Genomic DNA, 18,934 nt, shown 5'->3' with positions numbered 1-18,934 from the left:
TCCCTGTTGCCGCTGGTCCTGACGTTGGTCATGTCGTCCTCCCACCGCGCTCACGTCCGGCGGCCTGGCTTCCCGACCTGCCATCCGTTATGCCCCCTGAGTGGCGTAATTTTCCGCCGTCGCTGGCGCATGGACGGGGTGGGCCGTGGAATCCGACGACCATCACCGGACATGGGGAGGCCGGCATGAGCACGCTGACGCGACATCTCAACGGTTCACGGGAGAACGTCAAGATGTACAACCGGCGGGTTCAACTGCCGATGCTGGGCGAGGTGGCGGTGCCGCCGCCGGACAAGGTCGCCTACTACGCCGGGCTCGGAGTGCTCGCCGCGCTCCAGGTCATCGAGTGGCCGATCGCCGTGGTGATCACCGCTGGTCACCTGCTGGCCGACCAACATTTTTCCGGGCTGGTGCGCGGTGTCGGGGAGGCGCTGCAGGACGCCTGATGAGAGCCGGGTCACCGGGCGGTTGACATGAATCAGGGTTGAGGTCGCATGCTCGGTCGATGCCGAGCACAGCCGTCACCGCCCCACCCGCCGCGCCGGGACTCTTCGCACCCCGGCTGCGCGCGATGACGGTGGGCAGCGTCGCGTTGATCTCACTCCTCGCGTTCGAGGCGTTGGCGGTCGGTACGGCGATGCCGACCGTCGCGCGCAGCCTGGACGGGCTGGCGCTGTACGGGATCGCGTTCGGTGGCCCGTTCGCCACCGGTGTGCTGGCCATGGTGGTCTCCGGCATCTGGTGCGACGCCCGGGGTCCGCGGGGGCCGATGTGGCACGGCGTCGCCTGGTTCGTGGTCGGGTTGTTGATCGCCGGGACCGCCCCCGTGATGGGCGCGCTGGTCGTCGGGCGGGTCGTGCAGGGTTTCGGCTCCGGGCTGCTCTCGGTGGCGCTCTACGTGATCGTCGGGCACGCCTACCCGCAGGACCTGCACCGGCAGATCTTCGCGGCGTTCGCGGCGGCGTGGGTCGTGCCGTCGTTGGTCGGGCCGGCGGTTGCCGGCCTGATCGTGCAGTACCTGGGCTGGCGGTGGGTCTTCCTGGCGGTGCCGGCGGTGGCCGTGCCGGCGGTGCTGCTGATCCATCCCGGCCTACGGTCGCTGGGCCGGAGTGCGGCGACGAGCCCGCCGGCGGGTGCGGTGGCGCGGATCGGTTGGGCGTGTGGGGCCGCGGTGAGTGCCGCACTGCTGCACATCGGGGGACAGCAGCGCGGTGCCATGGCCCTGGCGCTGGTCGCGTTCGCCGTGGTCGGTCTGCTGGTCTGTGCCCCGCGCCTGCTGCCGGCCGGGTTCCTTCGGGCCGCGCGAGGGCTGCCCACCGTGGTGGGGCTGCGTGGCCTGGCGTCGGCGGCCTTCGTCGGCGCCGAGGTGGTCATCCCGCTGATGCTCTCCCGGGAACGGGGTCTCTCGCCGACCGCGGCCGGGCTGGTCCTCACGGTCGGCGCGCTGGCGTGGTCGGCGGGTTCCTGGTTGCAGGGCCGGATTCCGGTGCCGGCGTCGCGGGCCAGCCTGCCGCGCGCCGGGCTGACCTGCATCACGGTTGGCACCGCCACGGTGGCGCTGGCCGTCCAGCCCGAGCTGCCGGTGGCGGTCGCCGTGGTCGGTTGGGCGGTCGCCGGTCTCGGCATGGGCCTGCTCTATCCGTCCCTGTCGGTGCTCACCCTGGAGTTGTCCGCGCCGGGTGAGCAGGGCCGCAACAGCTCGTCGCTGCAACTGAGCGACTCGCTCTTCGCGGCGACCGTGCTCGCGCTGACCGGCGCCGTGTTGGCGGCGGGTAGTGCGCCAGGCCCGACCAGCTACACCACGACGCTGGTGGTGACCGCGGGACTGGCGCTGCTCGGGGCGCTGCTGGCCGGCCGGGTCGTGGTGGGCGGGGGTGTGCGACCGGCCGGGTGATCCGCGGATTCGGCCGCGTCCCACCTGCTGGTGCCGGAAGGATGGCGGGCGATGAACCTCCTGACCGTTCTGCCGCTCGCCGTGGTCATGGTCGCCGGGACGCAGTTGGTGGTGGCGGTCTTCCTGGCCTCGTCGGATCGGCCCCGGGCGGCGTCGCTGGGCTTCCTCGCCGGCGCGGGGCTGGTGGTCGCCGCCGGGGTGACGGTGACCTGGTTGTTGACCCGGCTGGTCGGCGGCGTGGCCGCCGACGCCAGCGCCGTCGCCGGGAAGGTCGATCGCGGCCCCACCATCGACCTGGTGGTGCTGGCCCTGCTGGTGATCCTGGCCGTGCTGATCTGGGTGCGCCGGAACCGCTCCGGGCCGCCGCGCTGGCTGGGGAGCATCGAGCACGCCGGTCCGCCGCAGGCGCTGCGGCTGGGTGCGCTGCTCTTCGTGGCGACGCCCACCGACGACCTGACCATGGCCACCGTCGGGGCGAGTGTGGCCCGCCACGACCTGCCGTGGTGGCACCTGGTGCCGTTCGTACTGGTCACCGTGCTTCTGCTCGCGCTGCCCCTGCTGGCGTTGCTGCTGCTCGGGAGCAGGGCTGCGCGGGTGCTGACCCGGATGCGGGAGTGGGCCGAGGGGCACGCCTGGATCGTCAACGAGATCGTGATCGCGTTCTTCGCGCTGCTCACCGTGTTGGACCTGATCCGGTCGGGGTGAGCCGCCGTACGCCGTCACGCGGTGCCGCGCCGTTTCGTCAATGCCAGGACGACCGAGTTGGGGGGACGAGATGAAGGTTCTGGTCACCGGGGCATCCGGGAATCTGGGTCGCGCGGTGCTGGGCCGGTTGCGCGACGACGGGATCGGCGTCCGGGCCACCAGCCGCCGGCCGCGCGACGGCTCGGACGTGGAGTGGGTGATGACCGACCTGGCCACCGGGGACGGGCTGGCCGAGGCGGTGACCGGGGTGGATGCCGTGCTGCACCTGGCGTCCGCACCTCGGGGGCGGCAGACCTACCAGGTGGACGTGTTGGGCACCCGCCGACTGGTGCTGGCCGCCGGTGTGGCAGGTGTGCGGCACATCGTCTACATCTCGATCGTCGGGGTTGATCGGGTGCCGATCCCGTACTACCGCCACAAGCTCGCCGCCGAGCAGGTGATCGCGGCCGGTCCGGTGCCGTGGTCGGTGCTGCGGGCCACCCAGTTTCCCCAGTTCCTGGACGATCTGCTGGCGGCCAGCGCGCGGCTGGGCCCGGTGATCGGGGACCGGGCGGTGCTCGCCCAACCGGTCGACCCGGGCGAGGTGGCGGCGCGACTGGCGGCGCGACTGGTCGCCGGTCCGTTGGGCGGCATCGAGGAGCTGGGTGGGCCGCAGGTGCTCCGCTTCGACGAGGCCGCCCGGGCGTGGCGAGCGGCCCGGGGCTCCCGCCGGCCGCTGCTGCCGGTGCGGATTCCCGGCCGGCTCGGCCGTGAGCTGCGGGCCGGTGGCCTGGTCACCGAGGCGTTGCCCCGGGGCGTACGCACCTGGGCCGACCACCTGGCCGACACGTACGGGGGAACCGGCCGGAAATGAGCGCAACAACGGTTCACGTTCGTCTTACCGTGACCTCATGTTCGCTGTCGTCACCACCGTGATCCTCTACGTCTTCGGCTTCGTCTTCCTCTACGGCGTGATCCGGCTGGGTGTCCGGCACGCGTTCGAGGATCTGGAGCTGCAACGAGCCAAGGCCCAGCGCGAAGAGGAGCTGGCGGCTGCCCGTGACCGCTCCTTCATGCGCGACAACGCTTTCCTCGCCGGCAGTTGAGCACCGGATCGATCCGGCCCGGGCCGGTGGCGTCGCCGGGCGGCCGGGGAGCCGTCGGGCGGTTCAGCGTCGCGGATGCGAGGATCGCACCCGTGATGGGAACGCTGAAGACCGAACCGGCCCGCGCCCGCCTGGATCTGCTCGCCCCACCGGTCGCGGAGGCCATCGCGCAGTGGCCGGCCGACGCGCCGGTTGACGTCAACGACGTGCTGGTCGCCCCGATCGACGCGGACCTCGCCGACACCGCGGCGTTCTGCGCGGCGTACGAGGTGGGGCTGGACGTGTCGGCCAACTGTGTCGTGGTGGCGGGCAAGCGCGAGGGCGTGGTCCGCTACGCGGCCTGCATCGTCCTGGCCACCACCCGGGCCGACGTGAACGGGGTGGCCCGCCGGGCGTTGGACGTCCGCAAGGCGAGCTTCGCCGCGATGGCCGACGCGGTCGAGTTGACCGGCATGGAGTACGGCGGCATCACCCCGATCGGGCTGCCGGCCCAGTGGCCGATCCTGGTGGACGCGCGGGTCATCGCCACACCGCACGTGATCGTTGGGTCCGGCGTACGGCACAGCAAGATCGCGCTGCCGGGGCCGGCGTTGGGCGCGCTGCCCGGAGCGCAGGTGGTCGAAGGGCTGGCCAGGCCAGCCTGACCCAGGCATCGGCATCGATGTTGTTGCACGTGAAACATCGTGATCATCGATGCCGGACGCCCGGTCGTCGGTGACTCAGTGTGAGTGGACGGCAGACTCGCGCTGCTCCACCTCGGCGAGCGCGGCGAGCAACGTCTGCACCTCCTGCGCGCCGGAGACCGCGTACTTCCCGGCCAGCACGAAGGTCGGCACGCTGGTGATGCCGAGGTCCTGGGCGGCGGCCAGGTCGGCGGCGACGTCGGCGACCCGCTCGTCGGAGTCGAGGAACCGGCGCGCGTCAGCCGCGTCCAGGCCGATCTCACCGGCCAGGCTGGCCAGCGCCTCCCGCGACCCGACGTCGACCCCGTGGTTGAAGTGCGCCTGGTAGAGCGCCTCCACCATCTCGGCCGCCCTGCCCTGGTCGGTGGCCCAGGAGACCAGCCGGTGCGCCTCGAAGGTGTTGGCGATCACCGCGCGGTCGTAGTCGAGCCGCAGCCCGTCCGCCGCCGCCACCTGGGTCACGTGATCGATCATTTGCCGGGCGCGCTCCGGGCCGCCGAACTTGCCGGCCAACGCCTGCACCAGCGGAAGGGGTTGCGGCACCGGCGACGGGTCGAGCTGGAACGGTCGGTAGCGGACCGTCACCTCGCCCTCGTAGCTGGCGAGGGCCTCATCCAGGCGGCGCTTGCCGATGTAGCACCACGGGCAGATGACGTCCGCGTAGATCTCGATCTCCATGATCGGTGGCAACCTCGCGGTCAGCCGAGTTGTTCCCGGATCTGCCGCTTGAGCCGGCCCAGGATCGCCGTGCCGCCGCGGATCCGCAGCGGGCTGATCGCCTGCGCCAACCCCATCCGCTGGTAGAGGTCGTCCGGCACGGCCAGCACCTGCTCGGCGCTCGCCCCGGCCAGCCCCTCGGCGAGGATCCCGGCGAACGCCCGAGTGGTGGGCGCCTCCGGCGGGCAGTCGAAGAGCGTCTCCACGGTGCCTTCCGGGGTCACCCGGGCGCGCAGGAAGAACGCCGTCTGACACTCGGGCACCTGCTCCATGCCCTCGCGCTCCGCGGTGCCCTCCGGCAGCGCCGGGATGACGTCCGCGTACTCCAGGAGCATCTCCAACACCAGGTCGCGCGGCGCAGCGGCGAACTCGTCGACGATCTCGGCCAGTCGGGCCGGCATGTCAGCCATGCGTCGAGGCTACCGCCGTCGTCCGGGGCCCCCCGGTCACACCGTGGGCGACTGCTCGCTGATCTCGCTGAGCGCGCTGGTGGGGTCGAGCTGCATGGCCAGGTCGCCGAGCGAGACGATCCCCACCAGCTTGCGGTCACTGTCACAAACCAGCACGCGTCGGATGCCCCGATCCCGCATGAGCGCCGCCGCCTCACCCGCCGTGCAGTGCTGTTCGATCATGACGACCTCGCGGGTGACGATCGAGCCGATGGTGGTGGCCGCAGGGGAGCTGTTCTCCGCCACGGCCCGCACCACGATGTCCCGGTCGGTGAGCATGCCGGCGAGGCTGGCGCCGTCGGTGACCACCACATCACCGATGTCGGCCTCCTTCATCACCCTGGCCGCCTCGTCCAGGGTGGTCTCGGCCGGCAGGTACACCACCTGCTTGGTCATCACGTCACTGACCCGGTAACCGGTCATGAGAGCCTCCGAAGACGTTTCCACCCGATCCAACTGCACTACCCCGTGACGCCACAGCTACACCAGGCTCGCACGTTCCTGGCGTACCTCGTGGACGAGTCGATCCACCAGACCGTCCAGCGGCAGCTCGGTGCGCCCGTCGCCGGCCCGCTCGCGCAGCTCGACGTACCCCTCGGTGAGTCGGCGGCCGACCACGACGGCCCGGGGGATGCCGATCAGCTCGGCGTCGGTGAACTTGACCCCGGCCGAGACGTGCGTGCGGTCGTCGATCAGCACCCGCAGGCCAGCGGCGGCGAGCCGTCCGCCCAGCTCCAGCGCCGCGTCGAGCTGCGGGCCCTTGCCCACAACCACCAGGTGTACGTCACACGGCGCGATCGCCGCCGGCCAGACCAACCCCCGGTCGTCATGGTGCTGCTCGGCGACCGCCGCCACCGCCCGGGAAACCCCGATGCCGTAGCAGCCCATCGTCGGCCGGACCGGCTTGCCGGCCGGCCCGAGCACGTCGACCGCGAAGGCGTCGGTGAAGCGCCGGCCGAGCTGGAAGATGTGCCCGATCTCGATGCCCCGCCGGATGGTCAGCTCACCCGCCTCGCACTCGGGGCAGGGGTCGCCAGCGCGTACGTCGGCCGCCTCGATGGTGCCGTCGGGGGTGAAGTCCCGGCCGCACACCACGTCGGTCGCGTGGCGCCCCGACTCGTTCGCCCCGGTCAGCCAGGCCGACCCGGCCACCACCCGAGGGTCGACCAGGTAGCGGATGCCCAGCTTGTCGAGCAGTTGCGGCCCGATGTAGCCGCGTACCAGCTCCGGATGGTCGGCCCACTCCTCGAAGACGCTCACCTGCGCGGGGTGCAGAGCGGCACCGACCCGCTTCAGGTCAACCTCCCGGTCACCGGGCAGACCGACGACCAGGGGCTCGGCCCGGTCGGCACCCGGCTGCCGGACGGACAGCACGACGTTCTTCAGGGTGTCGGCGGCGGTCCAGCCGTCCCGACCACCCAACCGGCGGGCGTTGGCCAACTCCACCAGGCTCGCGATCGTCGGGGTCTCCGGAGTGTCGTGCACCTCGACGGCCGGCTGCGCGCCCGGGTCACCGGCGCTGGGCGTACGGGTGGCCACCGCCTCGGTGTTGGCCGCGTAGGCGCAGGAGGTGCAGCCGACGAAGGTGTCCTCACCGACCGGCGTCGCCGCCAGGAACTCCTCCGACGCGGAGCCACCCATCGCGCCCGACATCGCCTGCACCACCGCGTAGTCCAGACCCAACCGGTCGAAGATCCGCTGGTACGCGGCGCGGTGCCGCCCATACGCCTCGCGCAGCCCCGCCTCGTCCAGGTCGAAGGAGTACGCGTCCTTCATCAGGAACTCCCGGCCGCGCAGCAGCCCGGCACGCGGCCGGGCCTCGTCGCGGAACTTCGTCTGCACCTGGAACAGCGTCACCGGGAAGTCCCGGTACGAGGTGAACAGGTCCTTGACCAGCAGCGCCGCCATCTCCTCATGGGTGGGCGCCAACAGGTGCTCGGCACCGCGCCGGTCGGCGAGGGTGAAGATGTCGTCGCCGTACTCCGTCCACCGGCCACTTGTCCGGTACGGCTCGGCCGGCAGCAGCGCCGGGAAGTGCACCTCCTGGTCGCCGATCGCGATCAGCTCGGCGCGCACCACCTCGGTGATCCGATCCAGCACCAGCTTGCCCAGCGGCAGCCAGGTGTAGCCGCCCGGTGCGGCACGACGGATGTAGCCGGCGCGCAGCAGCAGCCGGTGGCTCGGCACCTCCGCGTCGGCCGGATCCTCGCGCAGGGTCCGCAGCAACAGGGTCGACATGCGTAGCAGCATCCGCGCAGCCTACGGCCGGTGCGGCAGGATGAGCGATCCATTTCGATCCGAGCCGCACCCGCCGCCGGCAACCATCGGCGTCGTCGCTGACGTCTGCAAGGACATCAAGCCCACCGCACCCTGACCCGAAGGATCGGCTCGTGTGGACCCTCTGCTGAGTGAGTTCGACTCGTTCGTCCGTACCCGCACGCCGGCGTTGCTGCGCTCGGCCTACCTGCTCACCGGCGACCAGCACCTGGCCGAGGACCTCGTCCAGTCGGCGCTGGCCCGGACCCACCGCTCCTGGAACCGCCTGCACCACAGCGGCAACGCCGAGGCGTACACCCGCAAGACCATGTACCACCTACAGGTGTCCTGGTGGCGACGGCGCCGGGTGCCCGAGTCGATGCCGGGCGACCTGCCCGAGCCACGCGGAGGCGACTCGGCCCCCGACCACGCCCACCAGACCAGTCTGCGGCTCACCCTGCGGGCGGCGCTGGCGAAGCTCTCCCCGAAGCAACGTGCCGTGCTGGTGCTGCGGTTCTTCGAGGACCGCACCGAGGCGGAGGCGGCGGACCTGCTGGGTGTCACGGTCGGCACCGTGAAGAGCCAGACGGCCAAGTCACTGGCCAAACTGCGCGCCGTCGCGCCCGAACTCGCCGAGCTGTACGTCCTGGAAGGGAGTACCCGATGAACGACCAGCGCCTCCGGCTCGACCTGACCGCCCTGGCCGACGAGGTCACCTCGGTCGACCTGCGGGACCGTACGCTGCGCACGTCCCGCCGGCTCGGTATCCAGCGGGCGGTGGCCACCTCGGCCGCCGCGCTGGTGCTGATCGCCGCGGCGGCCGGCACCGCCTTCGCCATCCGACCGGACCGGTCGCCGAACCCGCTGCCCGCCGACCCCCCGTCGGTCACGGCGACGCCGACGCAGTCGCCCACCCCGACGCCCTCCACCAGCGACGGCGACACGCCCGGCGCCCCACCCAGCGGCGGGACGGGCACGAACACCACGTCCGTGCAGTTCGGCAAGCTCTTCTACGGCCCCGCCACGGTTGTCGGGGCGGAGACGGCGAACCTACGGTCCTGGCGTCCTGGCGACAGTCCGGTGCGTCTGCTGGCTCTGCCCGAGCTCGCGGCGAAAGGCAACGCGAGCATCTCGCCGGACGGGCGTCGGGTGGCATGGGTGGAGAGCGGCGACAGCAACGAACAGACTCTTGTCGTCGCCGACGCCGATGGCTCCGACAGGCAGGAGATGCGCTCGGACGTGCAAAGCAGCTGCGCCCCGGTCTGGTCACCGGATGGGCGGCACCTGCTGTTCGTGGAGGCCGCCACGGCGACAGGTGAGCCTGTTCGGCGCGGGGTGCTGGACACCCGCAGCGACAAGCGGACCGTCACCTGGTGGCCCGGTCAAGTCCGCGGCTGCCACGCCCTCTGGTCGGCGGATGGCCGGACCATCGCCGTGGCCGTCGACATCGGGGTCACCCTCTATGCCACGGACGGCACGAAGAAGCGGGTCGTTCCCGGCTTCTCCATGAACAGTTGGCTCATCCACGACATCGCCAGCCTGTCCTCGGACGGCTCTCGGATCGCTCTGCTGCGGAGGAAGCCCGGCGAGCAGTCCGGCGACATCGCTCGTGAGCTGTGGGCCAACGCGGTACTGGACACCCGCACCGGCAGGCAGGTCACCCTGCCACTGGGTGGACGCACGCTGCGGCAGGTCTACTTCCAGACCGACGGTTCCATGGTCGTGCGGGTCCAGGCCGGCGGCGGGTACGCGGTGCTGCTGGTGGACGAGGACGGGAAGAAGATCTCCGAGACCGCCGAGCCGACGAGTCTGAAGGACATGCAGATCCTCGCCGTCGTCAACTGACGACGGGCACGGGCGACAGGGCGGACCACCCGAGGGTGGCCCGTCCTGTCTGCTGCGGGTGCAGGACCTGCGGGAAAGTTGCCGGCGCGGGCCCGGCCACTCACGGGGGTGGCCGGTCCCGCCCGTCGTGTGCGCAATGACCTCCGACACGTCGTGGATTCGGGGCGGTGCCGGGCGTTCCCGCGGTGACAGACTGGTCGCCGCAGGCAACGGGTGGCGTGAGGGAGGCGCGGGTGCGCTGGCGCAGTTATGTCGCGGTCGGGGACAGCTTCACCGAGGGTATGGACGACGCGTACCCGGACGGCACCTACCGGGGTTGGGCGGACCTGGTGGCGACCCGGCTCGCCGCCGACGTGGGGCCCGACTTCCGGTACGCCAACCTGGCCATCCGGGGCCGGCTCTTCCCCAGCGTGGTCGCCGAGCAGGTGCCCTCCGCCGTGGCCATGAAGCCGGATCTGATCAGCTTCGCGGCCGGTGGCAACGACGTGCTGCGGCGCACCTTCGACCCGGACACGATGGTCGCCCGCTTCGACGAGGTGGTTCGGCAACTGCGCTCGGGCGGCGCGGACGTGCTCCTCTTCCGGTTCGCGGACGTGATGGCCCGGCTGCCCGGCCAACGCCTCGTCGCCCCCCGGGTGCAGTTGCTCAACCAGGCGGTCGGTGAGACCGCCGAGCGGCACGGCGCGATCATGGTCGACCTGTACGCCGACGACACGTTCCTCAACCCGATGCTCTGGAGCACCGACCGGTTGCATCTCTCTGCGGCCGGCCATCGGCGGGTCGCCGGGCAGGTGTTGAACGCCCTCGGGGTTGGTTGCGACGAGGAGTGGCTGATGGTCCCGCCGCACCCGGCGCCCTCGCCGTGGCTGGCCGCCCGCGCCGCCGACCTGCGGTGGGCCGGTCAGCACCTCGCCCCCTGGGTGAAGCGGCGGTTGACCGGTCGGTCGTCCGGTGACACGGTGACGGCGAAGCGCCCGCAACTCGGCCCGCTCGTCGACTGAGCGTGCTCACCCTGCACAGCGCGGCCCTGCTGCGCCGCGACCGGGACGACGAACCGGTGCCGGAGTACGCCGTGCTGGTCAGCGGCGACCGGGTCGAGGCCGTCGGCCCGCTGGTCGAGCTGAGCTCGGCGTACGCCGGTGCCCGGGTCCGCCGCTGGCCCGGCACACTGGGGCCGGGTCTGCTGCACGTCGGTCCGCTGCCGCCCGCACCAACCCCACGTGAGCGGGTGCACGCGCTGCTGCGTACCGGGGTGACGGCGGTGTTGGCGGAACACCTGGCCGATCCGGCGCTCCGGGCCGCCGCCGAGCGGAGCGACCTGTTGGTGCTGCCCGCCGCCGTGGCGCCGACGCTGCGTCCGGGCGGGCGGGCCGACCTCGCGGTGCACGGTGTCGACGGCACCTGCCTGGTGACCGTGGTCGCTGGTCGGATCGCCCACCGCCGCGCCTGAACGGCGTACCTTGGGGATCATGTCTGTGCCGAACGATCCCGATCCCCGCCTCCAGTCGTACGCGGACCCGCAGCGGCTGGTCACCACCGAGTGGCTGGCCGAGCATCTGGGCGACGAGGGTCTCGTCGTCGTCGAGTCCGACGAGGACGTGCTGCTCTACGAATCCGGTCACATCCCCGGTGCCGTCAAGGTCGACTGGCACCTGGAGCTGAACGATCAGGTGACCCGGGACTACGTGGACGCCAAGAGTTTCGCCGAGATGTGTGCCGCGAAGGGCATCGGCCGGGGCGACACGGTCGTCTTCTACGGCGACAACTTCAACTGGTGGGCGGCGTACGCCCTCTGGGTCTTCTCGCTCTTCGGCCACGCCGATGTGCGACTGCTCGACGGCGGCCGGCAGAAGTGGATCGCCGAGGGACGCGAGGTGACCCGCGACAAGCCCGCTCGTCCGCGCGCCGACTATCCGGTGCCGCTCCGTGACGACGCGCCACTGCGGGCCTTCCGTGAGCAGGTCATGGCGCACGTCGCCTCCGGCCGGCCGCTGGTCGACGTCCGCTCGCCGGGTGAGTACACCGGCGAGATGCTGCACATGCCGGACTACCCGCAGGAGGGTGCGCTGCGCGGTGGGCACATCCCGGGCGCGGTCAGCAAGCCGTGGAAGTCCGCCGCCAACGAGGACGGCACGTTCAAGTCCGCCGACGAGCTGAAGGCGATCTACGCCGACCAGCTCGGGCTGAGCCCTGACGACGACGTGATCGCGTACTGCCGGATCGGCGAGCGGTCCAGCCACACCTGGTTCGTGCTGCGGCACCTGCTGGGCTACCCGCAGGTGCGCAACTACGACGGCTCGTGGACGGAGTGGGGCAACCTGGTCCGGGCACCCGTCGTCAAGGGTGACCAACCCGGCGGCCTGGCCGTCTGACCAGCCCGGCCACCGGTCGGTCGTCGTGTGATCGACTCGGGTTTCCTGATGTCGGGCGTCCCGCTCGCCGGGACACCGCGATATCAATGAACCCGAGTCGATCACGTCGAGACGACGCCGCTCGCGCGGGCCCTTGTCAGCCCGCGAGTGCGATCACGCCGCGCAGGTCGCGGACGATGCCGGTGATCTCGCCGGTTTCCGGGTGCCAGCGTGCCAGGGCGGCCGGTTCCAGCCGGAGCAGCACCGCGCCCTTGTTGTCCCAGCCCAGCACGACACAGCAGCCCTTGCTGCGATCCCGGCCCAGGTCGAGCAGGTGGAGCACGGCGCCGGTCCGCGCGTCCAGCACGGCCACCCCCTCGGCGCCGTCGATCTCGCTGCTGATGATCCAGGCTGCCCGGGCCAGTCGTTCGCCGTGCAGCCAGCCCCGACCGTAGAACTCGTTGACCTGGTAGGGCGAGGGCAGCGCCGAGCGGTTGATTGGTTGCTCGGAGCGGAGCTCGCCCTCCCGGGCGGTCCGGGTGCGCAGCTTCAGGCCGGTTCCCTCGCCGTACATGTCGATCAACGGGGCCTCGCGGCCGGCGGCCGGGTCGGGCGCGATCAACTCCCAGGTCGACACGTCGATCGTGCTGGCCGTCCCGGTGACCCGGTCCACCGCGTACGTCCGGTCGTCGCCCCCGACCAGCACCCGGTCGTGCGCCCACACCACCTGCTCCAGGTAGCCGTCGAGCGGTATCCGGCGGACGGCCGCCGTGGTGAGGTCGATCATGATCAGCTCTTTGGTCTGCGCGAACGCGGCCGACCGACCGTCCGGGGACAGCACCCCCGGCTTCAGCGCGGGCGCCTCGTTGCCGCCCGCGTCCCGGGTCGGTGCCAGCGTCACCACGTCGAGGCTGCGCACCACGCCGTCGTTGCCGAGCACCCGGACCGGGCCGTTCGCGTGGTACTCCTCGTCCACCGGCTGGAACAGCGCCAGCGCACGCTGGACCGGTCGCTCGGAGAGCGGCACGGTCGCCGGGTCGCCGAGCCGGGCCAACGGATCCGGCGGGAAGGTCAGCTCGGCGGGCGGTTTCTGCACCGGACCGGCGTGGGTGGGATCGACGGTCGGGGTCACCGTCGGGCCGACCGGAGGGACCGGCGCCGGGTCGGTGGGCGGTCGCAGCGCCGCCACCGTGCCGCCACCGACCAGCACCACGGCCAGGGCGACCACTCCGACGGCCCGTCGGGTACGCCGGGTACGCCGAGCCCGCTCCCATCCGGCGGTGGCGGGCTGGCTGGGCAGCACGTCCTCGACGCTGACGGTCAGCAGCCGGCGCAATTCCTGCTCGTTCACGGGTTCACCTCCAGACCGCTGGCCAGATCAGCCGAACCCTGGCTCGGTCGGGCATCGCGGGCGAGGTCCGGAGCGACCTCGCGGAGTCGGCGCAGCGCCGCGTGGCACTGGCTCTTCACGGTGCCGACGGTCACCCCCAGCGCCTCGGCGGTGGCGACCTCGGTCAGGTCCTCGTAGTAGCGCAACACCAGCACGGCCCGCTGCCGTGGTGGCAGCAGGCCCAGCGCGTCGTGCATCGTCAGCCGTAACGCGCCGTCACGGTCGTGGGCCACCTGATCCGGCGGCGCGGCGCTGAGCCATTCCCGCCGTCGGCGACGCCACCACGACACCGAGTCGCGGTAGAGGATGGCCCGCACGTACGCGGAGGGGTCACCGTCGCGGACCGAGGACCACCGCAGCGCCAGCTTCAGCAGCGCGTCCTGGAGGAGGTCTTCGGCCTGATGCCGGTTGCCGCAGATCAGGTAGGCCGCGCGGAGCAGCCGGTGCTGGTGGTTCTCCACGAAGGCGAGGTAGCCGTCGCGTCCGTCGTCCCTCGTCGGCGCCATCCGCCCCCCTCCCGGCCGTCGCGCTGTACGCGTCATCTGGCAGACGCACGGGAGGTGGGAAAAGGTTGGGTCAGCTCGGGGGTGTTCCGGTCAGATAGCGCTGGAGAGTCGGCGCGATCCAGGAGACCAGCTCCTCCGGCGGGGTGTCCACCATGGGCGGCAGGCGGACGATGTACCGGGTGAAGGCGAGGCCGAGGATCTGACTGGCCACCAGGCCGGCTCGTCGGGCGGTGAGCGCCGGGTTGCTGCCGAACGTGGCCACGGCGGCGGTGAGCTGGGCGGCGAAGATGCCCCGCATGCGTTCGGCCGCGCCGGGATTGGTGCTGGCGGCCCGCAGCAGCGCCACCAGGGTCTCGTCGCCCTCCCAGCGGGCGAGGAAGTGCCGGACCAGCACCTCACCGAGGTGAGCGGACGGCACCGAGGTCAGGTCGGGCAGGCGTAGGTCGAACTCGGCCGCCGCCGCGAAGAGCCCCTCCTTGCTGCCGTAGTAGCGCATGACCATGGACGGGTCGATCCGGGCGTCGGCGGCGATGGCCCGGATCGTGGCGCGCTCGTAGCCGTCCGCCGCGAACCGTTCCCGGGCCGCTCGCAGGATCGCCGCTCGGGTGGCGTCGGAGCGGCGGGGCTGGGTCGACTGGGCGGACGGGGTCACGCCAACGACCGTATGCCAACAACTGTTGACACGCAATCAGCAGGGCCCTAGCGTTGCCAACAAGTGTTTGCCAACAGATGTTGGCAAACGATCTGCTGGAGGTGGCCATGCTGCCCACGAACACCGACGTCCTGGTGGTGGGCGCCGGCCCCACCGGTCTCGCCACCGCGTTGACACTCGCCCGGCGTGGCGTCGAGGTGACCGTGCTGGACCGGTTGGCCGCGCCGCCGACGACGTCCCGTGCCGCCGTCGTGCACGCGTACACCCTGGAGGTGCTGGACCGGATCGGCGCCGCGGCGCCGCTGATCGCCCAGGCGGTGCGGACGCCGCGCTTCACCGTGCGCGACCGGGACCGGGTGCTGCTGTCGGTGCCGTTCCACGAGTTGCCGTCCCGCTTCCCCTACGCGCTGCTGGTCTCCCAGGCGGTCACCGAGGCCGTGCTCACCGAGCAGTTGGCCGAACTCGGCGTCCAGGTACGACGGCCGTGCCAGCTGACCGGGCTGAGTCGCGCCGGTGACGGCATGCTCGCGCAGGTCGACGGGGAGGCGCTGCGGGCCCGGTTCGTGGTCGGTGCGGACGGCCTGCACAGCACGGTCCGGCGGTTGGCCGGCATCGGCTTCACCGGCGGCAGTGACGAGGAGTCCTTCGTGCTCGCCGACGTGCGGGTACGCAGTGTGCTGCCCCGCGACGAGGCGGCGCTCTTCCTCGCCCGCTCCGGGCCGCTGGTCTGGGCGCCACTCCCCGGTGGGGTGGTCCGACTGGTCGCCGCCGTGGCGAGCGCCCCGGCCGAACCGGATGCGGCCTACCTACAGGCGCTGCTCGACGAGCGCGGCCCGGCGCGACGCCCCGACCGTTTGACCGAGGTGCTCTGGGGCTCCCGGTTTCGGGTGCACCACCGGATCGCCGACACCTTCCGAGCCGGGCCGGTGCTGCTGGCCGGTGACGCCGGGCACGTGCACAGCCCGGCCGGCGGGCAGGGCATGAACCTCGGCATCTGCGACGCGGTCGCGCTCGGCACCGCCGTGGCGGACGTGCTCGCCGGGGGCCCGGAAACGCTGCTCGACGACTACACCGCCCGGCAGCGGCCGATGGCCGAGGACGTGCTGAGCTTCGCCGCCGGGCTGACCAGGTTGGCCGGCGTCTCCCCGGCCGGTCGGCCGGCCCGGGACGTGCTGCTCCGGCTGCTCGGTGCCGTCCCACCGGCCCGCCGCCGGATCGCGCTGCGCCTGTCCGGTCTGTCGCACCGGGAGCGGACGCCGGGTTAGGCCGCGCCGCTGCTACTCAGCACAGCGGGCGCGACCGGCCGCAGTGTCCGCCACGCGGCGAGAGTGACCAGTGCGAACGTCCCCGCCGCCGCGCCCGCCACCGGCACCGTGCCGTACGCCGCGGCGGCCAACCCGGCGAGCGCCGCCCCGAGCGGAGCGGTGAGCAGACCGACCATCCGCTGGGCCGCACCGACCCGGCCGAGCAGTTCGCCCGGCACCTGCCGCTGCCCGTACGACGCCCACAGGCTGTTCCACACCACCGTTCCGGCGGCGAAGACGGCCAGCGCGCTCCCGCCCGGCACCGGATGCCGAGCCAGCGCGAAGCCGGTCAGCGCCATGGTCTCCACGGCCAGCACCACGCGCAGCGCCGGCACCGTACCGAGCCAGGCGGCGAGCCGACCCGCCCCGAGCGCCCCCGCCACGCCCCCGACGATGGCGGCGGCGGCGAACAACCCGTACCCGGCCGGCGGCACCCGCAGCACGTCCAGCGCGTAGAGCACCAGCACCGCCATGATTCCGCTGATCGCCAGGTTGCTCGCCGCGGTGAGCACTGTGACCCGCCACAGGGTCCGGTGCGCCCGCAGCCAACGCAGCCCCTCGACGATCTCGCTCCACACCGAGCCGCGCCGCCGTGCCGTCCCTGGGGTGATCGCGGTAGGCGGACTGAGGGCCAGCACGAGCAGGGCGGCTGCCGCGAAGGTGACGGCGTCGAGGGCGAACGGAAGGGCCGGGGCGACGGCGAACAGGACACCGGCGGCGGGTGCCCCGAGGAAGCCACCGGCCACCGCGGCCCCCGCCTGGAGCCGGCCGTTCGCCCGGGGCAGCGCGTCTGGTGGCACCAGCGCGGGGAGCAGCGCGAACGAGGCGGAGTCGAAAAGAGTGCCCAACGTGGCGAGCAGAAACGCCGCCACCAGCAACACCAGGACGCTGACCCGGTTGAGCGCGACCATCACGGCCAGCGCCGCCACCACGGCAGCGCGTACCCCGTCGACCAGGGCCATCGTCCGACGGCGGTCCCAGCGGTCCGCGTACACGCCGCCGAGCAGGCCGAAGAGCAGCGGGGGCAACTGCCCGGCCACGGTGACCGCCGCGATGATCCGCGGATCGCGGGTCACGGTCGCGGCCAACAGAGCCAGTGCCGGGGTACGCAGCGCGTCCCCGAACCGGGACGAGACGGCCGCGGACCACAGGAGCCGGAAGTCCCGGCCCAGAGCGGAGGAAGTCATGCCGGCGACCGTGCCGGTTCGACCGGGTCGAGGGTCAAGCCGCCGGGCAAAAGGGGGACCCCGGCTGTCGGTGATCATGGGTACGGTGAGCGCCGGCATCCGGACCGGGGAGACATCAGGCGTGGACCACACTTTCCAGGTCGACCTACGTGGCGTGGTTGACCTGCTCAGTCATCACCTCTACGGCAGCCCGCGGGTCTACGTCCGCGAGCTGCTCCAGAACGCGGTGGACGCGATCACCGCCCGGCGCAAGATCGAGCCGGATGCGCCGGCGCTGGTACGCATCGAACCCCCGGACAGCACCGGCAACGGCACCCTGCGGGTGCACGACACCGGCATCGGCCTGACCGAGGCGCAGGTGCACGAGCTGTTGGCCACCATCGGCCGCAGCTCGAAGCGCGACGAGCTGGGCTTCTCCCGGCACGAGTTCCTCGGCCAGTTCGGCATCGGCCTGCTCTCCTGCTTCCTGGTGGCCGACGAGATCCAGGTGCTCACCCGGCACGGCGACAACCCCACGGTTCGCTGGACCGGGTACGCAGACGGCCGCTACGCGGTCACGGTGGCCCCGCCGGAGGCCGCCCGCGCCGAGCCGGGCACCACTGTCACCCTGGTGCCCCGCCGCGACGCGGACCAGTGGTTCACCACCCCGACCGTCACCGACCTGGCCCGGCTCTTCGGCGCGCTGCTGCCGATCACCGTCCGCGTCGGCGACGTCGTCACCACCACCGGGGAACCGCCCTGGCCGACCACGCCGGGTGCGCCGCTGGACCGCTCGGCGTTGATCCGGTACGCCCGGGAGACGCTCGGCGTGGACCCGTTCGACGTCCTGCCGCTGGCTGTGCCGGAGGCCGGGCTGACCGGCGTCGCCGTCATCCTGCCGACCCCGGTGAACCCGGCGGCCCGGGCCGGGCACCGCGTCTATCTCAAGCGGATGCTGCTCACCGAGAACGCCGACGGGCTGCTGCCGGAGTGGGCGTTCTTCGCGCACTGCGTGGTGGACGCGACCGAGTTGCGCCCGACCGCGAGCCGGGAGGCCCTCTACGAGGACACCCTGCTGACGGCGACCCGGGAGGCGCTCGGCGACCAGGTGCGTGGCTGGCTGGTCCGGCTGGCGCGGCACGACCCGCACCGACTGGCCGAGTTCCTTCAGGTGCACCACCTCGGTGTGAAGGCTCTGGCCCTGCACGACGACGAGATGCTCCGCTTGGTCGACCGGTGGTGGCCCATGGACACCAACGTCGGCACGCTCACCCTCGCCGAGTTCCGCGAGCGCTACGGCGTGGTCCGCTACGCGGCGAGCCTCGACGAGTTCCGTCAGCTCGCCGCGGTGGCCGCCGCGCAGGATCTGGCGGTGGTCAACGCCGGCTACACGTACGACACCGAGCTGATCGAGCGGTTGCCGGTGGTGGACCGCTCGGTGCTGATCGAGCGGCTGGAGCCGAGCGACCTCACCACCCGCTTCGACGCGCTCGACCCGCAGGTGGAGTTGGCGCTGCGACCGTTCCTCGCGACGGCGCAGCGGGCCGTCGAGCGGTCCGGCTGCGAGGTGGTCATCCGGGCGTACGACCCGGTTTCGCTGCCCGCGCTCTACCTGGTCAGCCGGTCGGCCGCGTTCAACGACCAGCTCGCGGCCAGCCGGGACCGGGCCGACGAGCTGTGGGGCGGAGTGCTCGACGCGCTCGCCGCCACCGCCCCGCCGGACCGTCCGCAGTTGGTGCTCAATCACCGCAACCCGCTGGTGCGACGGGTGGCCATGCTGAGCGACCCGGAGTTGGTCGGTCTCGCCGTCGAGGCGCTGTACGGGCAGGCGCTGCTGCTCGGCCACCATCCGATCCGCGCGGCCGATGCCGCGTTGCTGAACGATTCCTTCCTCGGCCTGCTCGGCCGGGCTGTTCCGGGACGGGAGTGAG

General features: G+C 72.3%; 21 protein-coding genes. 13 read left to right on the top strand and 8 right to left on the bottom strand.

From position 1 onward, the window contains the following. Nucleotides 1-185 precede the first annotated feature (185 nt). The 6 genes from AC5L30_RS29935 (at nt 186) to AC5L30_RS29910 (ending at nt 4,328) form a co-directional block, all read left to right on the top strand. Nucleotides 186-446, top strand: coding sequence for a hypothetical protein (locus AC5L30_RS29935; protein ID WP_112583944.1), 261 nt, complete (start codon nt 186-188; stop codon nt 444-446). 59 nt (nt 447-505) lie between these two features. Next, nucleotides 506-1,894, top strand: a complete 1,389-nt coding sequence (locus tag AC5L30_RS29930) for an MFS transporter (RefSeq protein ID WP_494871358.1) — start codon at nt 506-508, stop codon at nt 1,892-1,894. A 51-nt stretch (nt 1,895-1,945) separates the two neighbouring features. After that, nucleotides 1,946-2,599: a GAP family protein gene (locus tag AC5L30_RS29925; RefSeq protein ID WP_494871356.1), complete on the top strand. Its 654-nt coding sequence runs from the start codon at nt 1,946-1,948 to the stop codon at nt 2,597-2,599. Between the two features lie 70 nt (nt 2,600-2,669). Beyond that, on the top strand, nt 2,670-3,452 hold the full coding sequence (locus AC5L30_RS29920) for an SDR family oxidoreductase (RefSeq protein WP_494871354.1): 783 nt from the start codon (nt 2,670-2,672) through the stop codon (nt 3,450-3,452). Between the two features lie 37 nt (nt 3,453-3,489). Further along, entirely contained in the window at nt 3,490-3,684 is a 195-nt protein-coding gene (locus tag AC5L30_RS29915; RefSeq protein WP_030331904.1) for a hypothetical protein, read from the top strand. A 95-nt stretch (nt 3,685-3,779) separates the two neighbouring features. Beyond that, complete coding sequence (locus AC5L30_RS29910; RefSeq protein ID WP_494871353.1) at nt 3,780-4,328, top strand: YbaK/EbsC family protein; 549 nt, start codon at nt 3,780-3,782, stop codon at nt 4,326-4,328. A 75-nt stretch (nt 4,329-4,403) separates the two neighbouring features. On the opposite strand, the gene AC5L30_RS29905 is transcribed toward AC5L30_RS29910, so the two are convergent. The 4 genes from AC5L30_RS29905 to AC5L30_RS29890 are packed head-to-tail and all read right to left on the bottom strand — an operon-like array spanning nt 4,404 to nt 7,783. Then, nucleotides 4,404-5,045 (bottom strand): DsbA family oxidoreductase, encoded by a 642-nt coding sequence (locus AC5L30_RS29905; RefSeq protein WP_494871352.1) that lies wholly within the window; start codon nt 5,043-5,045, stop codon nt 4,404-4,406. 20 nt (nt 5,046-5,065) lie between these two features. Beyond that, the gene (locus tag AC5L30_RS29900; protein WP_494871351.1) at nt 5,066-5,494 is read right to left on the bottom strand and encodes a SufE family protein; all 429 of its coding nucleotides are present in this window, start codon (nt 5,492-5,494) and stop codon (nt 5,066-5,068) included. 36 nt (nt 5,495-5,530) lie between these two features. Continuing rightward, nucleotides 5,531-5,956, bottom strand: coding sequence for a CBS domain-containing protein (locus AC5L30_RS29895; RefSeq protein ID WP_030487636.1), 426 nt, complete (start codon nt 5,954-5,956; stop codon nt 5,531-5,533). Between the two features lie 57 nt (nt 5,957-6,013). Then, the gene (locus tag AC5L30_RS29890) at nt 6,014-7,783 is read right to left on the bottom strand and encodes a proline--tRNA ligase (protein ID WP_494871350.1); all 1,770 of its coding nucleotides are present in this window, start codon (nt 7,781-7,783) and stop codon (nt 6,014-6,016) included. 142 nt (nt 7,784-7,925) lie between these two features. Here AC5L30_RS29890 and AC5L30_RS29885 point away from each other — a divergent pair, with 142 nt between their 5' ends. From AC5L30_RS29885 to AC5L30_RS29865, 5 genes are all read left to right on the top strand, one after another. After that, nucleotides 7,926-8,456, top strand: coding sequence for a SigE family RNA polymerase sigma factor (locus AC5L30_RS29885; protein ID WP_494871349.1), 531 nt, complete (start codon nt 7,926-7,928; stop codon nt 8,454-8,456). Next, a complete protein-coding gene (locus tag AC5L30_RS29880; RefSeq protein ID WP_494871348.1) occupies nt 8,453-9,634 on the top strand; it encodes a TolB family protein in 1,182 nt (393 codons plus the stop codon). Before AC5L30_RS29885 ends, AC5L30_RS29880 begins: the two co-directional genes overlap by 4 nt. A gap of 233 nt (nt 9,635-9,867) precedes the next feature. Further along, complete coding sequence (locus AC5L30_RS29875; RefSeq protein ID WP_494871346.1) at nt 9,868-10,635, top strand: SGNH/GDSL hydrolase family protein; 768 nt, start codon at nt 9,868-9,870, stop codon at nt 10,633-10,635. 2 nt (nt 10,636-10,637) lie between these two features. Continuing rightward, nucleotides 10,638-11,084: a hypothetical protein gene (locus AC5L30_RS29870; protein WP_494871345.1), complete on the top strand. Its 447-nt coding sequence runs from the start codon at nt 10,638-10,640 to the stop codon at nt 11,082-11,084. A gap of 19 nt (nt 11,085-11,103) precedes the next feature. Then, nucleotides 11,104-12,006 (top strand): sulfurtransferase, encoded by a 903-nt coding sequence (locus AC5L30_RS29865; protein ID WP_494871344.1) that lies wholly within the window; start codon nt 11,104-11,106, stop codon nt 12,004-12,006. A 136-nt stretch (nt 12,007-12,142) separates the two neighbouring features. On the opposite strand, the gene AC5L30_RS29860 is transcribed toward AC5L30_RS29865, so the two are convergent. From AC5L30_RS29860 to AC5L30_RS29850, 3 genes are all read right to left on the bottom strand, one after another. Next, entirely contained in the window at nt 12,143-13,336 is a 1,194-nt protein-coding gene (locus AC5L30_RS29860) for a hypothetical protein (RefSeq protein ID WP_494871343.1), read from the bottom strand. Next, nucleotides 13,333-13,881 (bottom strand): SigE family RNA polymerase sigma factor, encoded by a 549-nt coding sequence (locus AC5L30_RS29855; RefSeq protein WP_145791953.1) that lies wholly within the window; start codon nt 13,879-13,881, stop codon nt 13,333-13,335. The genes AC5L30_RS29860 and AC5L30_RS29855 overlap by 4 nt, the downstream gene beginning before the upstream one ends. Nucleotides 13,882-13,951: 70 nt before the next feature. Next, complete coding sequence (locus AC5L30_RS29850) at nt 13,952-14,533, bottom strand: TetR/AcrR family transcriptional regulator (RefSeq protein ID WP_494871341.1); 582 nt, start codon at nt 14,531-14,533, stop codon at nt 13,952-13,954. Nucleotides 14,534-14,610: 77 nt separating this feature from the next. Between AC5L30_RS29850 and AC5L30_RS29845 the strand changes: the two genes are divergently transcribed. Next, the gene (locus AC5L30_RS29845) at nt 14,611-15,798 is read left to right on the top strand and encodes an FAD-dependent oxidoreductase (RefSeq protein WP_494871340.1); all 1,188 of its coding nucleotides are present in this window, start codon (nt 14,611-14,613) and stop codon (nt 15,796-15,798) included. Here the strand turns inward: AC5L30_RS29845 and AC5L30_RS29840 are convergent. Next, nucleotides 15,795-17,024, bottom strand: a complete 1,230-nt coding sequence (locus AC5L30_RS29840; protein ID WP_494871339.1) for an MFS transporter — start codon at nt 17,022-17,024, stop codon at nt 15,795-15,797. The two genes, AC5L30_RS29845 and AC5L30_RS29840, sit on opposite strands and share 4 nt — an antisense overlap. A 121-nt stretch (nt 17,025-17,145) precedes the next feature. On the opposite strand from AC5L30_RS29840, the gene AC5L30_RS29835 reads away from it, so the two are divergent. Then, nucleotides 17,146-18,933, top strand: coding sequence for an HSP90 family protein (locus AC5L30_RS29835; RefSeq protein ID WP_494871337.1), 1,788 nt, complete (start codon nt 17,146-17,148; stop codon nt 18,931-18,933). Nucleotide 18,934: the final 1 nt, after the last annotated feature.

This window comes from Micromonospora sp. BQ32 (assembly GCF_059358895.1).
Note: the sequence above shows the minus strand (reverse complement) of the source record. Positions and strands in the feature narration are given on the sequence as shown.

Coding starts and splice junctions, on each gene's coding strand:
- AC5L30_RS29935 (WP_112583944.1), top strand. CDS start 186: ATGAGCACGCTGACGCGACATCTCAACGGTTCACGGGAGAACGTCAAG.
- AC5L30_RS29930 (WP_494871358.1), top strand. CDS start 506: ATGCCGAGCACAGCCGTCACCGCCCCACCCGCCGCGCCGGGACTCTTC.
- AC5L30_RS29925 (WP_494871356.1), top strand. CDS start 1,946: ATGAACCTCCTGACCGTTCTGCCGCTCGCCGTGGTCATGGTCGCCGGG.
- AC5L30_RS29920 (WP_494871354.1), top strand. CDS start 2,670: ATGAAGGTTCTGGTCACCGGGGCATCCGGGAATCTGGGTCGCGCGGTG.
- AC5L30_RS29915 (WP_030331904.1), top strand. CDS start 3,490: ATGTTCGCTGTCGTCACCACCGTGATCCTCTACGTCTTCGGCTTCGTC.
- AC5L30_RS29910 (WP_494871353.1), top strand. CDS start 3,780: ATGGGAACGCTGAAGACCGAACCGGCCCGCGCCCGCCTGGATCTGCTC.
- AC5L30_RS29905 (WP_494871352.1), bottom strand. CDS start 5,045: ATGGAGATCGAGATCTACGCGGACGTCATCTGCCCGTGGTGCTACATC.
- AC5L30_RS29900 (WP_494871351.1), bottom strand. CDS start 5,494: ATGGCTGACATGCCGGCCCGACTGGCCGAGATCGTCGACGAGTTCGCC.
- AC5L30_RS29895 (WP_030487636.1), bottom strand. CDS start 5,956: ATGACCGGTTACCGGGTCAGTGACGTGATGACCAAGCAGGTGGTGTAC.
- AC5L30_RS29890 (WP_494871350.1), bottom strand. CDS start 7,783: ATGCTGCTACGCATGTCGACCCTGTTGCTGCGGACCCTGCGCGAGGAT.
- AC5L30_RS29880 (WP_494871348.1), top strand. CDS start 8,453: ATGAACGACCAGCGCCTCCGGCTCGACCTGACCGCCCTGGCCGACGAG.
- AC5L30_RS29865 (WP_494871344.1), top strand. CDS start 11,104: ATGTCTGTGCCGAACGATCCCGATCCCCGCCTCCAGTCGTACGCGGAC.
- AC5L30_RS29855 (WP_145791953.1), bottom strand. CDS start 13,881: ATGGCGCCGACGAGGGACGACGGACGCGACGGCTACCTCGCCTTCGTG.
- AC5L30_RS29845 (WP_494871340.1), top strand. CDS start 14,611: ATGTTGGCAAACGATCTGCTGGAGGTGGCCATGCTGCCCACGAACACC.
- AC5L30_RS29840 (WP_494871339.1), bottom strand. CDS start 17,024: ATGACTTCCTCCGCTCTGGGCCGGGACTTCCGGCTCCTGTGGTCCGCG.